This is a genomic window from Streptomyces avicenniae, from assembly GCF_000719135.1.
In the GTDB taxonomy this organism is placed as follows: Bacteria; Actinomycetota; Actinomycetes; order Streptomycetales; family Streptomycetaceae; genus Streptomyces; species Streptomyces avicenniae.
In genome coordinates, this window is record NZ_JOEK01000009.1 from 307,226 (window position 1) to 322,751 (window position 15,526).

The window sequence follows — 15,526 nt, forward strand, 5'->3', positions numbered from 1 at the left end:
CGTGAGAGGTGATGCCGTGCCCGCTGAGCACAACTACGACCATGAGCGCGCACTTTGGGACACCTACGCGGAAAGTACCCGGGGGGCTGTCACCGACGCCGAGGCCGTGTTCCGGTGGACGCAGTACGGCGACCACGGGCCAGGGACCGAACTTCTCGGAGAGCCGGACAGCGTCCTCGAGATCGGCTGCGGCACCGGCCGTGCGCTCGCCTACCTGGCGCAGCAAGGCGTCAAGGCGACGGGGGTCGATCTCTCCCCGGTCATGGTCGAGCGAACCACCGAGAGGTGGGGACCACTCGGCGTCGAGTTCGTCTGTGCCGAGGTCGTCGCGCACCTGGAGAGCGACCCCACCACCTACGACGCCATCTATTCGATCTTCGGGGCGGCATGGTTCGCCGATCCCGCGCGGCTCTTCCCTCTGGTGGCACAACGGCTGAACCGCGGCGGGGTGTTCGTGTTCTCACAACCCCCGGCAATTCCCGGCGCCTACGGTCCGCAAGGAATGTACAAGGGAGGATTCGCCGGACCGGCCATGTTCACCTACCGCTACAGCTACACACCCGAGGTGTGGGAAGACTTCCTGTCGGACGCAGGACTGCACGGGGCTCACGTCCATGTCCTGGCGGCTCCGGAACCGGGCCACATCGGGACCCTGATCGGACGTGCCGAGCGCCGCTGAAAGCCTCCCACCGCCCCGTTCGTGGCCGGACGTTGTCGTGCCCGCGCCTACGCTGGGGGCATGACCGCGACGTACCAGGGGGACCCCACCGCGGACCGCGTGCGCGTCGTCCTCGCCGACGACCAGCCACTCGTCCGTACCGCGCTGCGCATGGTGATCGCCGAGGCCGACGACCTGGAGGTCGCGGGCGAGGCGGGCGGCGGCGCCGAGGCCGTCGAGCTGGCGCGCACGCTGCGGCCCGACGTCGTCGTGATGGACCTGCGCATGCCCGGCATGGACGGCGTCGAGGCGACCCGGCTGATCACCACGGCCCACCCGGAGGTGCACGTGGTGGTGCTGACGACGTTCGACGACGACGCGTACGTCTTCGGCGCCCTGCGCGCCGGGGCGGGCGGCTTCCTCGTCAAGGACATGGCGCTGGACGACATCCTGGACGCGGTCCGCGTCGTGGCCGCCGGGAACGGGCTGATCGCCCCCGGCGTGACGCGGCGCCTGATCCGCGAGTTCGCCCGGCGGCCCGAGGCGGCGCCGCGCCCGCGCGAGCTGGCGGGCATCACCGCGCGGGAGCGCGAGGTGCTGACCCTGGTGGGCTCCGGCCTGTCCAACACGGAGATCGCCGAGCACCTGCACCTCAGCGTCGCCACGGCGAAGACGTACGTGACGCGGCTGCTGTCCAAGCTGGGCGCGCGCGACCGCGTGCAGCTCGTGATCCTCGCCTACGAGGCGGGACTCGTCACCGCGCAGCGCTGACGGCGCCCCGACACGCCACGGGGGCCGCCCGGCCGTTCGGCCCGGCGGCCCCCGCGTGGTGGCCGGTCAGCGGTCGCTCACTCACCGCCGCCGAAGGCCGCGTCGAACGACGCGGTGGGCGCGGGCCAGTCGTAGGACTTCAGCCGGGCGAGCGCCTCGGGGGCACCGGCCAGACGGTCCATCCCGGCGTCCTCCCACTCCACGGAGATCGGGCCCTCGTAGCCGATCGCCCGCAGCATGCGGAAGACGTCCTCCCAGGCGACGTCCCCGTGCCCGGCCGAGACGAAGTCCCAGCCGCGCCGCGGGTCGCCCCAGGGCAGGTGCGAACCGAGGCGGCCGTTGCGGCCGTCGAGACGGCGGCGGGCCTCCTTGCAGTCCACGTGGTAGATGCGGTCACGGAAGTCGTACAGGAAGTTGACCGGGTCGAGGTCCTGCCACACGAAGTGGCTCGGGTCGAAGTTCAGGCCGAACGCGGGGCGGTTGTCCACCGCTTCCAGGGCCTGCTTGGTCGTCCAGTAGTCGTACGCGATCTCGCTCGGGTGCACCTCGTGCGCGAAGCGCACGCCCTCGGCGTCGAAGACGTCGAGGATCGGGTTCCAGCGCTCGGCGAAGTCCTCGTAACCGCGCTCGATCATGCCGGGCGGCACGGGCGGGAACATCGCGACGAGGTGCCAGATCGACGAGCCGGTGAAGCCGATGACGGTGTCCACGCCGAACGCGGCGGCGGCGCGCGCCGTGTCGGCGATCTCCTTGGCGGCCCGCTGCCGGACGCCCTCGGCCTCGCCGTCGCCCCAGATGCGGGCGGGCAGGATGCCGTGGTGGCGCTCGTCGATCGGGTTGTCGCAGACGGCCTGGCCGACGAGGTGGTTGGAGATGGCCAGGCACTCCAGGCCGTACTTCTCCAGCAGCGCACGGCGCCCGGCCACGTAGTCGGGCTCGGCCAGGGCACGATCGACCTCGAAGTGGTCGCCCCAACAGGCGAGTTCGAGACCGTCGTAACCGAAGTCGCGGGCGAGCCGGCAGACCTCCTCCAGGGGGAGGTCGGCCCACTGACCGGTGAACAGGGTGAACTTGCGGGACATGTCGTTCTCCTTCCCCGGGCGGGCTACGCCTCGGGGGCGGTGGGTACGGGCGTGAGCACGGCGTTCTTCGCCGCGCTCTCCTCGATGGCTGCCAGGACACGCTGGACCCGCAGCCCGTCCTCGAAGGACGGCGCGGGCCTGGTGCCCTCGGCGATGGCGTGCACGAGGTCACGGGCCTGGTGGGCGAAGCTGTGCTCGTAGCCCAGGCCGTGGCCCGGGGGCCACCACCCCTCCAGGTACGGGTGGCCGGGCTCGGTCACCAGGATCCGGCGGAAACCGGCCTCGGTGGCGGGCAGCGTGTGGTCGTGGAACTCCAGCTCGTTCAGGCGCTCCAGGTCGAAGACGAGGGAGCCGTCCGACCCGTTCAGCTCGACCGAGAGGGCGTTCTTACGACCGGTGGCGAACCGGCTCGCCTCGAAGGAGGCCAGTGCCCCCGACGCGAGCCGGCCGCCGATCAGGGCGGCGTCGTCCACCGTGACCTCGCCGGTACGGCTCGGGTCGTCCGGCAGCGGCCGTTCCTTGATGAAGGTCTCGATCTGTGCGGAGACCGACACCAGGTCCTCGCCCGTGAGGTAGAGGGCGAGGTCGATGATGTGCGCCCCGAGGTCGCCGAGGGCGCCGGAACCGGCCGCCTCCTTGCGCAGGCGCCACACCAGCGGGCCCGACGGGTCCACCGCCCAGTCCTGGAGGTAGCGCAGGCGGACGTGGCGCAGCGTGCCGAGACGGCCCTCCGCCACGAGCTTGCGCGCCAGGCTGAGCGCCGGGACGCGGCGGTAGTTGAAGCCCACCATGGCGATCTGGCCCCGCGCCTCGGCGGCGCGGGCGGCCTCGACCATGGCCTCGGCCTCGGCCACCGTGTTGGCGAGGGGCTTCTCGCACAGGACGTGCTTCCCGGCCTCAAGCGCGGCGATGGCGATCTCGGCGTGGCTGTCACCCGGGGTGCAGATGTCCACGAGATCGACGTCGTCCCGCGCGATGAGGGCGCGCCAGTCCGTCTCGGCGGCGGCCCACCCGTGGCGGGCGGCGGCGGCCGACACGGCCTCCGCGTCACGTCCGCACACGGCGGCCATGACCGGGGTGCGCGGCAGGTCGAAGGCACGGCCGACGGAGCGCCAGCCCTGCGAGTGAGCGGCCCCCATGAAGGCGTAGCCGACCATGCCGACGCCGAGCGGGGGTGGGGTGGATTTCGGCATCTGTTCCCTGTCCGTTGCGTGATTCATCCGTCAGTTCCGGGCCGGCCCGGTCCGGGCCGGCACGCGGCGTCCGTCAGTTGAAGCCGGTCGGCAGGTACTGCTCGACGTTGTCCCGGGTGACGACGGCGGAGTACAGCGTCACGGAGGAGGGGATCTCGAACTCGGCGAGACCGCCGATCCCCTTGGCCTGGCCCAGGGCGCGGGCCAGGTCGATCGCCGAGGCGGCCATCGTCGGCGGGTAGAGGACGGTGGCCTTCAGGACGGAGTTGTCCGACTGGATGGCCTCCATGGCGTGCCGGGAACCGGCGCCGCCGACCATGATGAACTCGTCACGGCCCGCCTGCTCGATGGCGCGCTCCGCGCCGACGCCCTGGTCGTCGTCGTGGTTCCAGATGGCGTCGAACTGCGACTGCGCCTGGAGGAGACCGGCCATGACCTCCTGGCCCGACTCGACGGTGAACTCGGCGGCCTGCCGGGCGACCTTCTCGATGTTCGGGTAGTTGGCGAGGGCGGCGTCGAAACCGGCCGTGCGCTGGACGGTCAGCTCCAGGCTGTCAGGACCCGACAGCTCCACGACGCGGGCGTTCGGCACGTCGCGCAGCTGCTCGCCGATGAAGTGACCGGCGTTCAGGCCCATGCCGTAGTTGTCGCCGCCGATGTAGCAGCGGTACGCCTGCGGGTTGTCGAAGATGCGGTCCAGGTTGATGACCGGGATGCCCGCCTGCATGGCGGTCAGGCCGATCTGGGTGAGCGCGCGGCCGTCGGCGGGCAGGATGACCAGGACGTCCACCTGGTCGTTGATCAGCGCCTCGATCTGGCCGATCTGCTGGGCGGTGTCGTTGGAGCCCTCGGTGATGTTGAGGGTCACCTCCGAGTACTCCTCGGCGCGGCTCCTGGCCTGCTCGTTGATCGCGTTGAGCCAGCCGTGGTCGGCCTGGGGGCCGGCGAAGCCGATGGTGACCGGCGTGCCGGGCTCGTCGTTCGAGACGGCGGCCTGCGTGGCGCCGTCGTCGTCACCGCTGTCGCTGGGCTCGTTGCTGGTACAGGCGCTCAGCATCACGCCGGCGGAGGCGGCGGCGCCGCCGAACAGCAGACCGCGGCGGCTGGGGCGGGGAAGAGGTCTCATGGTGTTTATGGCCTTCCGTGCGGGACAGGGAAATCGGTAGGGGTGCTGCGGGAGGTGCGGGACAACCGGGGGGACGCGGGGGTCACGGGGTAAGAAGGGGGACGGGCACGCCGGGCGGCGCGCCCGTGGTGGGTCTAGGTCTGCCCGTACGGGGTGCGGCGCTGGAGCAGGACGGCGACGACGATGATCGCGCCCTTGGCGATCTGCTGGACCGCGCTCTCCAGGTTGTTCAGGATGAACAGGTTGGTGATCGTGGTGAAGACCAGGACGCCGAGGACGGAGCCGACGATGGTGCCCCGGCCGCCGCTGAGCAGCGTGCCGCCGATGATGGCCGCGGCGATGGCGTCCAGCTCGTACAGGTTGCCGTTGGTGTTCTGTCCCGAGCCGGAGAGCACGACGAGCATGAAGGCCGCGATGCCGCAGCACAGGCCGGAGACGGCGTAGATCATCAGGCGCTGGCGCTTCACCGAGATACCGGCGAGACGGGCGGCCTCGGCGTTGCCGCCGATCGCGACGGTGCGGCGGCCGAAGGTCGTCCGGTTGAGGACGGTCCAGCCGATCACGACGACCACGGCGAAGATGATGACCAGCGGCGGCACGCCGAGGATGTAGGAGTCGCGCTCACCGAGCGAGAGCACCGAATCGACGGTGACGATCTGCGTGTTGCCGCCGGTGATCTGGAGGGCGAGGCCGCGCGCCGAGGCGAGCATGGCCAGCGTCGCGATGAACGGGACCATCGGCCCGTACGCGATGAGCGTGCCGTTGACCAGGCCGCAGCCGAGTCCGACCAGCAGGGCGGTGAACAGCATGCCCATGAAGCCGAATTCCTGCGTCGCGACGGTGGTGCACCACACGGACGCCAGGGCGACCATCGCGCCGACCGACAGGTCGATGCCGCCGCTGATGATGACGAAGGTCATGCCGACGGTGACGACGCCGATGACCGACGCCTGGACCAGCACGAGCTGGAGGTTGCTGGTGCTCAGGAACTGGTCGGGCGCGGTGATCGCGCCGACGACGCACAGGGCCAGGAGCACGCCGAGCAGCGACAGGCTCTGGGCGTTGACCACCGCGGGCAGCTTGCCGCGGCCTGCGGGGCGGCCGGTCCCGGGCGAGGAGGGCGGGTGTCCCGCGCCTGCGGCGGGCTTGGCGAGCGAGGGCTCGGCGGCCGGGGTGGCGGGTTCTGAGGTGGCGCCGTGGGTCATGCCGGGCTCCCTTCCATGACGAGATCGAGGACCCGGTGCTCGTCGAGCTCCCGGGCGGGGGCGGTGTGGACGACGGTGCCTTCGCGGAGCACCAGGACCCGGTCGGCGAGGCCGAGGACCTCGGGTATCTCGCTGGAGACCAGGAGCACGGCGACGCCGTCGTCGGCGAGGCGGCGGATGAGGGCGTACAGCTCGGCCCGCGCGCCCACATCGACGCCCCGGGTGGGCTCGTCGAGGAGCAGGACCTTGCATTCGCGCAGCAGCCAGCGGGCGAGGACGGCTTTCTGCTGGTTGCCGCCGGACAGGGTGCGGATCTGGACGTCGGGGTTGTCGGGACGGAGGGACAGTTCCTTGGTGTACCCCCGTGCGGCCGAGCGCTCCTTCGCGCGATCGATCCAGCCGGCGCGGGCGAAGCGGAACAGGGAGGAGATCGAGACGTTGCGGGTCACCGAGTCGATGAGGAACAGGCCCTGGGCCTTGCGCTCCTCGGGGGCGAGGCCGAGTCCGGCGCGGACGGCGGCGGTGACGCTGCCGGGCCGCAGGGGGCGGCCTTCGACCTGCACGCTGCCCGTGTCGGGGCGGCGGGCGCCGTAGATCGTCTCCAGGATCTCGGAGCGTCCCGAACCGACCAGTCCGGCGAGCCCGACGATCTCGCCGGGGTAGATGTCGAGGTCGAGCGTCTCGAACTCGCCCTTGCGGCTGAGCCCTTCGGCCCGCAGGACGGGCTCGGCGGCGCGCGGCGCCTCGGCCGGGCGGTCGGGGAAGACCTGCTCGGTGTCGCGGCCGGTCATGAGGGCGACGACCTCACGGGTGGGCGTGCTGGCCGCCGGGAGGTTCCGCGCGACGGCGCGGCCGTCCTTCAGGACGGTGACGCGGTCGCCGATCCGGCGGATCTCCTCCAGGCGGTGGGAGATGTAGACGACGGCGACGCCGTCGGCGGTCAGGTCCGCCACGATGCGGAAGAGGTTGTCCACCTCGTCCGAGTCGAGGACGGCCGACGGCTCGTCCATCACGATGAGCTTGACCTCGTGCGACAGCGCGCGGGCCATGCTGACGATCTGCTGCCCGGCCGCGGGGAGCGTCGCGACGATGCGGTCCGGGCTGATCTCCGGGTGACCGAGGCGCGCGAGCAGGGCCGCGGTGGTCTCACGGGCCGCCGCGCGGCGGACGAAGCCGGCGCGGGCGTTCTCGTTGCCGAGATGGACGTTCTCGGCGACGGAGAGGTGCTCCACCAGGTCGAGTTCCTGGTAGATGGTGGCGATGCCCAGGTTCATGGCGGCGGTCGGCGCGCTGAGCTGCACCTGCTCGCCGTTCCAGGCTATCTCGCCCTCGTCGGGACGGTGGGCGCCCGAGATCACCTTGATCAGCGTGGACTTGCCCGCGCCGTTCTGGCCGAGCAGGCAGTGGACCTCGCCCGGCAGCACGTCGAGATCGACGCCGTCGAGGGCGCGGACGCCCGGGAAGGACTTGGTGATTCCGGTCAGGGTGAGGATCGGTGGTGGCGCGCTTGCCATGGCTGGCCTCCTGGCGGCTGTGCGGCGCTGCGCTGTGCGGTTCCTGTGTGACGGGGCGGTGCGTGTGTCCGGCCGCCGTGCGGGTACGCGGCTCGTACCGGCGGGTGGCGGACACGGTGGTGCGGTGGGCTGTGCGGTGGTGCCAGGGCTAGCAGTGGTGCGCCGGGTGGTGCGGGTGCCCGGTCGTTCCACGGGCGTGACGCCTGCCCGGGAGCGGCCGGTGGTGCGGTGGTGCCCTGTGGTGCGGTGGTGCGGGTACGCCACCGGTCCCCGGCGCGCGGCTCGTGCCGGAGGGGAGGCGGTGCGGTGCTGCGGGTTCTGCGGGTGGTACGGGTCCTGCGGATGGTTCGTGTACTGCGGGTGGTGCGGTCGTGTACTGCGGGTCGTGCTGTGGGGGATGTGCCGACCCAACGGGGCCGGGGGGGACTCAGGTCGGCGTGTAGCTGAACAGGTGGTCGCTGATCAGGCGGGCGGCGCCGGTGACTCCGGCGGCGGGGCCCAACTCGCCCAGGACGATCGGCAGGTTCCCGGTGGCCAGCGGCAGCGACTGCCGGTAGACCTGCGTGCGGATGCTCGCGAGCAGCGTGTGGCCGAGGCCGGTCACACCGCCGCCGATCACGACGAGCGCGGGGTTGAAGAAGCTGACGAGGCCCGCGATGACCTGCCCGGTACGGCTGCCGCCCTTGCGGATCAGGTCGAGCGAGGCGACGTCACCCGCCGCCGCGGCTGCGGCGACGTCGGCCGCGGTCAGTTCACCGCCGGACGCGAGCCGGGCCGCGAGCGCCGGTGACCTGCCCTCGTGGGCGGCGGTCTCGGCGTCCCTCGCCAGTGCCGCGCCGCCGAAGTGCGCCTCCAGGCAGCCCCGGTTGCCGCAGGGACACTGCCGCCCCTCGGACTCCACCTGGATGTGGCCGATGTCGCCCGCGCTGCCGGTGGCACCACGGTGGACACGGCCCGCGACGACGATGCCGCAGCCGATGCCGGTGCCGATCTTCACGCAGATGAAGTCCTGCACCGAGTGCGCGACCCCGGCGTGCTGCTCGCCGAGGGCCATCAGGTTCACGTCGTTGTCCACCATCACGGGGCAGCCCAGCTCCTGGCTGAGCGCCTCGCGCACCGGGAATCCGTCCCAGCCGGGCATGATCGGCGGTGCGACGGGGACGCCGTCGGGGAACCTCACGGGCCCCGGCACGCCGATCCCGGCACCGTCGAACCGCTCGGCCAGACCGGCGTCGCGGAGCTTGGCCGCCATGGCGAGGACCCGCTCGAAGACCGCGACCGGGCCTTCGCGCACGTCCATCGGTTCGGTCAGATGACCGAGGACCTCCAACTCGGGCCCCGTGACGGCGACGTCGATGGAGGTCGCGCCGATGTCCACGGCGAGGAAACGCAGTTGGGGGGCGAGGCGGACGTTGTGCGAGCGGCGTCCGCCGCGTGAGGCGGCGAAGCCGTCGCCGACGACCAGTCCGGTCTGGAGCAGCCGGTCCACCTCGACGGCCAGCTTGGAACGGGACAGCTCGATGTGGTCACCGAGCTGGGCCCGTGAGCTGGGGCCGCCGTCGCGCAGCAGCCGCAGCAGCCGTGCCTGGTGGGAGTTCGCGGGACGAGCGGTCATCCGCCTCATCTGCCCCTCCCGCCACCGTCGGCCTCGGTTCCCGGTGGCCATGATCTGTTCCGCCGGGCTTGCGAGGGGAACATAGCAGCGCGCTTCCGGACTGGGAAGAACTTCGGCACAGTTCCGTTGGACTTTTTCCTCTGGCAGGACAAAGCCCGTCCGTCGCGCGCCGGGACGGCGGTTCCGGACAGGCGCGCGGCGCCGGTGCGCGGCCGTCCGGGTGGGCGGCGGCCGGACGACCCCGCGTCGGTCGTCCCGGGGAGGGGGCCGTTCGGGTTTGTCGTGAGGCGGAGGAAAGAGGGTAGCCGTACGGCCGACGCCGTCCGAAGGGGGTGGCGCCGTACCATCACGCGGAGAGAAGAAGACAGAACAGGGGCCGCAGGAGGCGCTGGCGTTTCACACCACGGCCCGGAATCCTGCCATTCGGGAATCGAGCCTTATGCGACGTACGGATGTCCTGAAACGTGCCCTCACACCCCGCGAACGGCCCGCCCAGTCGGCGAGACCCCCGTTCGTCAGGGAACTCGTGCTCGTGACCATTCTCTACACCGCGTACAAATACGGGCGGCGGGTGGCCAACGGGCAGTTCTCGGAAGCCTACGAGAACGCCGAACGCGTCTGGAACCTGGAGCGCGCGCTCCATCTCCCGCCGGAGGGCTGGGTGCAGGATCTCCTCCTGCACTTCGAGCCCGTCATCCGCACGATCAACGTGTACTACGCGACGGTGCATTTCCCGGCGATGGCGCTCTTCCTCGTCTGGATGTTCTGGCGCCGCCCCGGCCACTACCTGTGGGTGCGCTGGGTGCTCACCTGGCTGACGGCCGCCGCGCTCGTCCTGCACCTGCTCGTCCCGCTGGCGCCACCGCGCCTCTTCCACACGAGCGGGATGATGGACACGAGCATGGTCTACGGGCCCGCGGTCTACGGGAAGCCGGAGGCCGACTCGCTGTCCAACCAGTTCGCGGCCATGCCGTCGCTGCACGTCGGCTGGGCCCTGGTGATCGCGATCGCGCTGATCGTCTCCTGCCGCAGCCGACTGCGCTGGCTGTGGCTGCTGCACCCGGCGATCACGATCACCGCCGTCGTCGGCACGGGCCACCACTACTGGATGGACGGCATCGTCGTCGCCGTCTTCCTCGGGATCATCCTCATGGTGCTGGCGCCGCCGCGGCGCGACCTGCCCGCGCCCGACGCGGCACGGGACACGACGCGGGACGCGACGCGGGAGAGGGCCGACGAGCCCGCCGTCCCGGCCACCGCGCCCACGCCCGCCGCGACCGGCGCGCCCACGGGAGCGGGTGCGCGGCAGGACCTCGCGCACCGCGACGGCTGATCAGGACGGACGCCGGGGCGTGCCCCGGGTGAACGGCTTCACACCGTTCACCCGGGGCACGCCCTTTCCCTTGCGTCCCTTCTTCCCCGCCTTTCCCGCCGCCCTTACGGAGAGTCAGCAATACGGCGGGAGCACGATTTCCCGGCGGAATGCGACCGTGCGCCGTCCGGTGCGCGTACACGTCACCGACGCCCTTCCCCTGCGCCGGGCAAGGCGGCGTCGGAACGGGCCAGGAAACGGCCTGCGCGCGTCATTCCCCGGCCCGGTATACGGCCCCTCCCCCGCTTTTCCCTGAACCCGTTCCCCCTCCTCTCCCCCGGCGCCTCATCCACGGCGCCCGGCACCCCGGCGAGCGCACCGGCGCACCACCCGGCGCGCGGTCGCGACACACCTTGCCGAGGCCGATTACGCGCCCCTATGGTGGGGTCCGCCCTGGCAACTCCCTTGCCAGGGAAGGAAATAGCTGGGCGACAGGGCCGATCTCGGCCCAGGGGAGAGGGGACCGCCCGTGACCACCCGTGGACGTCACCGCCGTTATCGGCCGAACGCGGTCTCCCGCGCGTCGCTCACCGTCACCGCGTCGGGCGCGGGCCTCGCGCTCCCGCTGATCGGCGCGAGCGGCGCCTCGGCCGCGACCGAGGAGACATGGGAGCAGGTCGCCGAGTGCGAGAGCAGCGGCCGGTGGGACATCGACACGGGCAACGGCTTCTACGGCGGGCTCCAGTTCCAGCAGAGCACCTGGGAGGCGTTCGGCGGCACGCGGTACGCGCCGCGCGCCGATCTGGCCAGCCGGGAGCAGCAGATCACGGTCGCCGAGGCCGTGCTGGCGGGCCAAGGCCCCGGCGCCTGGCCCTCGTGCTCGGGCGAGGCGGGCCTGACGCGCGGTGGCCCCGCGCCGTTCGCGGCGCCTGAGCCCGAGCAGCGGGAGGCCCCCGAGCAGGAGGCCGCGCCCGAGGCGGAGCAGGCGCGCCCGGCCTCCGCCGAGGCGACGGCCGTACCGGCGCGCCCCGCCCAGGAGGCGGGCCGCTACCGCGTGGTGAGCGGTGACACGCTGTCGGCCATCGCGACCAGGCAGGACGTACGCGGCGGCTGGCAGTCGCTCTACGACCTCAACCGCCAGGTGGTCGGCGGGAATCCCGACCTCATCTTCCCCGGGCAACGGCTGACGCTCCAGGGCGAGGCGGCCACCGAGGCGCCCGCGCGGCCCGACACGGCGGCACCCGCGCCCGCGCCGGAGCCGGAGCCGGAGCCCGCGCAGGAGACCGCGGAAGCCGCGGAGGCGGAGGCCGCCGAGGCCGCCGCTGCCGCCGAGGCGGAAGCAGCGGCGGAGGCAGAGGCCGCCGAGCGGGCGGCGCGGGAGGAGGCCGAGCAGGCCGAGGCACGCGAGGCGGCCGAACGCGAGGCCGCCGAGGCGGCGGAGGCAGCCGAGCGGGAGGAGGCGGAACAGGCCGCCGCCCGCGAACGGGAACGCGAGCGCGAGCGCGCCGGTGCCTGGACCGCGCCCGTCAGCGGCGCCACCGGCACGGCCTACCACGCCACCGGCAGCTCCTGGTCGCGCGGTTACCACACGGGCGTCGATTTCCCCGTCGCGACCGGAACCACCGTCAAGGCGGTGTCCTCGGGCGAGGTCGTCTCCGCGGGCTGGTCGGGCTCGTTCGGCTACGAGGTGATCGTCCGGCACGCCGACGGCAGGTACAGCCAGTACGCGCACCTGTCGGCCATCTCCGTCTCCGCGGGACAGCCCGTCAGCAGCGGTCAGCGCCTGGGCCGTTCGGGATCGACCGGCAACTCGTCAGGCCCGCACCTGCACTTCGAGATCCGCACCGGCCAGGGCTTCGGCACGGACATCGACCCGCTCGCCTACCTCCGCGGCAAGGGCGTGCGCGTCTGACGCCCCGCCGGAGCCCCCGGCCCGTATCAGGACAGATGCTCTAGTAACCGCACGACCGGGGGACGTCCGCCCGGCGTTTCCTTCCCTCATCAGGTACCAGGTCGTTACGCTCGACCGTCTGGGGGCCGATCAGCGCGTACGCAGGGGACTTTGGAGGCGCCGATGGAACGACCCGGATGGGCGCCGCGGGGCATCGACCTCACCGTGCCGAGCGTGTCGCGGATGTACGACTACTACCTCGGCGGCTCCCACAACTTCGAGGCCGACCGGGTCGCCGCCCGCAAGGCCATCGCCGCCTTCCCCGGCCTGCCCAAGATCATGCAGGCGAACCGCGCGTTCATGCGCCGGGCCGTACGGTACGCCGTCGCCGAGGGCGTCACCCAGTTCCTCGACATCGGCTCGGGCATCCCCACCTTCGGCAACGTCCACGAGGTCGCCCACGCCGCCGACCCCGGCGCCCGCGTCCTCTACGTGGACAACGACCCGGTCGCCGTCGCCCACAGCCGCGCCGTCCTGGCCGGTGACGCGCGGGTGGGCGTCGCGGCGGCCGACTTCCGCGACCCGGACGCCGTCCTGGCCCACGCCGAGGCGGACGGCCTGCTCGACCCGCGCCGCCCCGTGGCCCTGCTGCTCGTCGCCCTGCTGCACTTCCTGCCCGACGAGGACCGGCCGTGGGAGCACGTGGCCAGGTACCGTGACGCCCTCGCGCCCGGCAGCCTCCTCGTCCTCACCCACGCCACCACAGAGGCCGGGCTCGCCACCCACGAACAGGGCGCCGAGCTGAGCGAGGTCTACCGGCGCGGCGGCTCCACCCTCGTGATGCGGGGCCTGACCGCGACCGCGCGATTCTTCGACGGCTTCACGCTGGTCGAACCGGGGCTCGTCCCGCTGCCCGAGTGGCGGCCCGACGGGCCGGCCGACGAGGAGGATGCCGTGGTCTCCGCCGGTTTCGCCGGAGTGGGGCGCAGGGCGTGACGCCGCCCACCGGGCCCCTCGGCCCGCCCGCGCACGCGCCAGGCGGCGAACCGCCCGACGGCCTGCGGCGCTTCGCCCGCATCTGGTGCCGCGCGGTCTACGCGGACACGGCGACGTCGATGACCAGGGCCGAGTTCGAGGAGCTGATGACCGGTCTCGCCCGGCTGCTCGCCGACGCGCTGCACGGCCGCCCGTTCGACCCCTCGCCGGGCCGCGCCGTGGGCGAGGCGCTGGTGGCCGCGCACTGCACCGTGCCGGAGGCGCTGCCGCGCGTCCTCGGCGTCGTGGACGCCTACCTGCCGCTCTACTGCTCCGACCCCGCGGAACTGCCCGCCGACGAGGCGCGCATCCGCAGCACGCGTCTCCAGCACGCCATCGCCGCCGGGTACGCCGCCGCGCTCCAGGAGCGGACGCGCGCGGAACAGGAGGCCCTGTCCCGCGCGGCGCTCAGCGCGCAGCAGGAGATCGCGCGGGCGCTGCACGAGAGCGAGACGCGCTTCCGCGCCGTCTTCAAGGACGCGGCCCTCGGCATCGCGCTGGCGGACATGAGCGGCCGGGTCCTGGACGTGAACGACGCGCTGGCCCGGATGTTCGGCGGCTCGGAGCACCATGTGCGCAGCCGCAACATCCTGGAGTGGACGCACCCGGAGGACCCGCCGGAGATCTGGCGGATGCAGCGCGAGCTGATGCGCGGCGAGCGGGAGCACTTCCAGGTCGAGAAGTCCTACGGCCGCTCCGACGGCACCGCCCTGTGGACCAACCTCACCGTCTCCCTGCTGCGCGCCGCGAACGGGGAGCCGCGCTACATGCTGGCGATGGTCGAGGACGTCTCGGAGCGGCGGCTGCTGAACCTGCGGCTGCGCTACCAGGCGACGCACGACGCGCTCACCGACCTGCCGAACCGCTCCCTCTTCTTCGAGCGCCTAGAGCAGGCGCTCTCCCGCGCCTCGGACACGGCCAGGATCGGCCTGTGCTACCTGGATCTCGACGGCTTCAAGGCGGTCAACGACAGCCTGGGCCACGCCGTCGGCGACCAGTTGCTGATCGCCGTGGCCGAGCGGCTGCACGGCTGCGCGTCGGGCCCTGGGCAGATGCTGGCGCGGATCGGCGGGGACGAGTTCGTCGCCCTCGTCCTCGACCCGCCCTCGCCCGGGACCGTGACGGAGCTGGCGGAACGCGCCCTGTACGCGCTGTCCACGCCGGTGGACGTCGGCGGCCGTGAGCTGATGGTGCGGGCGAGCATCGGCGTCGTGGAGGGCCCGGCGCGGCACCTCAGCTCGGCAGAGATGCTGCGCAGCGCGGACATCACGATGTACCGGGCCAAGGCGGAGGGCGGCAACCGGTACGCCGTCGCCGACCCGGACTCGGACGCCCGCGCGATCAGCCGCCACCACCTCACGCACCACCTGCCCGCCGCGCTGAAGGGCGCCGAGTTCTTCATCGAGTACCAGCCGCTGGTGAAGATGGAGGACGGCAGCCTGGAGGGCGCCGAGGCGCTGGTCCGCTGGAGCCATCCCCGGCACGGCGTGCTGGGCCCCGACCGGTTCATCCCGCTCGCGGAGCACACCGGGCTGATCGTGCCGCTGGGCCGCTGGGTGCTCCAGGAGGCGGTGCGGCAGGCGTGCGAGTGGCAGGTGCGCGGCATCGGCGGCCCGCGCCCGCTGAAGGTGAACGTCAATCTCTCGCCGCGCCAGCTGCACCATCCCGAGCTGGTCGAGGACACCATCTCCGTGCTGGAGGAGGCCGGGCTGCCGCCCAGCTCGCTGTGCCTGGAGGTGACCGAGACGGCGATGATACGGGCGGACGAGAACGAGCTGCGGCCCCTGCGGCAGCTGGCCGAACTGGGCGTCGGGATCGCCCTGGACGACTTCGGCACCGGCTACTCGAATCTGGCCAACCTCCGGCGCCTCCCGGCCACCACCCTCAAGCTCGACCGCTCCTTCACGCTGGGCCTCCAGCGCGCCCCTGCCGATCCGGTCGATCTCAAGATCGTGGAGGGCATCGTGTCGCTGGCGCACACGCTGGAGCTGTCGGTGACGGTCGAGGGCGTCGAGACGTCCACGCAGGCCGACCGGCTGCGGGAGCTGGGCTGCGACTCGGCGCAGGGCTGGTTCTACGCGCGGCCTGGACCGCCTGAGCGGCTGCCCGAGGCGGTCTGAACGC

General features: G+C 72.5%; 12 protein-coding genes. 6 read left to right on the top strand and 6 right to left on the bottom strand.

All coding sequences use genetic code 11. The features are described 5' to 3' along the window. Window positions 1–16: 16 nt before the first annotated feature. Together IF27_RS16395 and IF27_RS16400 are read left to right on the top strand one after the other, a co-directional pair. Window positions 17–679, top strand: a complete 663-nt coding sequence (locus IF27_RS16395; protein WP_052850328.1) for a class I SAM-dependent DNA methyltransferase — start codon at window positions 17–19, stop codon at window positions 677–679. A 60-nt stretch (window positions 680–739) separates the two neighbouring features. Beyond that, window positions 740–1,429 (top strand): response regulator, encoded by a 690-nt coding sequence (locus IF27_RS16400; protein WP_052850329.1) that lies wholly within the window; start codon window positions 740–742, stop codon window positions 1,427–1,429. 77 nt (window positions 1,430–1,506) lie between these two features. Here IF27_RS16400 and IF27_RS16405 read toward each other — a convergent pair whose 3' ends face one another. The 6 genes from IF27_RS16405 to IF27_RS16430 all read right to left on the bottom strand — a co-directional run bounded on the left by IF27_RS16405 (window position 1,507) and on the right by IF27_RS16430 (window position 9,164). After that, entirely contained in the window at window positions 1,507–2,511 is a 1,005-nt protein-coding gene (locus IF27_RS16405; RefSeq protein ID WP_052850330.1) for a sugar phosphate isomerase/epimerase family protein, read from the bottom strand. Between the two features lie 23 nt (window positions 2,512–2,534). Next, on the bottom strand, window positions 2,535–3,704 hold the full coding sequence (locus IF27_RS16410) for a Gfo/Idh/MocA family protein (RefSeq protein ID WP_110945957.1): 1,170 nt from the start codon (window positions 3,702–3,704) through the stop codon (window positions 2,535–2,537). A 73-nt stretch (window positions 3,705–3,777) separates the two neighbouring features. Continuing rightward, complete coding sequence (locus tag IF27_RS16415; protein ID WP_052850332.1) at window positions 3,778–4,830, bottom strand: substrate-binding domain-containing protein; 1,053 nt, start codon at window positions 4,828–4,830, stop codon at window positions 3,778–3,780. Window positions 4,831–4,964: 134 nt separating this feature from the next. Further along, a complete protein-coding gene (locus IF27_RS16420; protein WP_052850333.1) occupies window positions 4,965–6,035 on the bottom strand; it encodes an ABC transporter permease in 1,071 nt (356 codons plus the stop codon). Continuing rightward, window positions 6,032–7,549, bottom strand: a complete 1,518-nt coding sequence (locus IF27_RS16425) for a sugar ABC transporter ATP-binding protein (RefSeq protein ID WP_052850334.1) — start codon at window positions 7,547–7,549, stop codon at window positions 6,032–6,034. The genes IF27_RS16420 and IF27_RS16425 overlap by 4 nt, the downstream gene beginning before the upstream one ends. A 427-nt stretch (window positions 7,550–7,976) precedes the next feature. After that, window positions 7,977–9,164, bottom strand: coding sequence for an ROK family transcriptional regulator (locus tag IF27_RS16430; RefSeq protein WP_052850335.1), 1,188 nt, complete (start codon window positions 9,162–9,164; stop codon window positions 7,977–7,979). Between the two features lie 532 nt (window positions 9,165–9,696). On the opposite strand from IF27_RS16430, the gene IF27_RS16435 reads away from it, so the two are divergent. From IF27_RS16435 to IF27_RS16450, 4 genes are all read left to right on the top strand, one after another. Beyond that, window positions 9,697–10,497, top strand: coding sequence for a phosphatase PAP2 family protein (locus IF27_RS16435; protein ID WP_338058210.1), 801 nt, complete (start codon window positions 9,697–9,699; stop codon window positions 10,495–10,497). A 508-nt stretch (window positions 10,498–11,005) separates the two neighbouring features. Continuing rightward, window positions 11,006–12,388, top strand: coding sequence for a transglycosylase family protein (locus IF27_RS16440; protein WP_052850336.1), 1,383 nt, complete (start codon window positions 11,006–11,008; stop codon window positions 12,386–12,388). A gap of 162 nt (window positions 12,389–12,550) precedes the next feature. Next, a complete protein-coding gene (locus tag IF27_RS16445) occupies window positions 12,551–13,363 on the top strand; it encodes an SAM-dependent methyltransferase (RefSeq protein WP_052850337.1) in 813 nt (270 codons plus the stop codon). Next, on the top strand, window positions 13,360–15,522 hold the full coding sequence (locus IF27_RS16450; RefSeq protein ID WP_052850338.1) for a putative bifunctional diguanylate cyclase/phosphodiesterase: 2,163 nt from the start codon (window positions 13,360–13,362) through the stop codon (window positions 15,520–15,522). Before IF27_RS16445 ends, IF27_RS16450 begins: the two co-directional genes overlap by 4 nt. Window positions 15,523–15,526 lie beyond the last annotated feature (4 nt).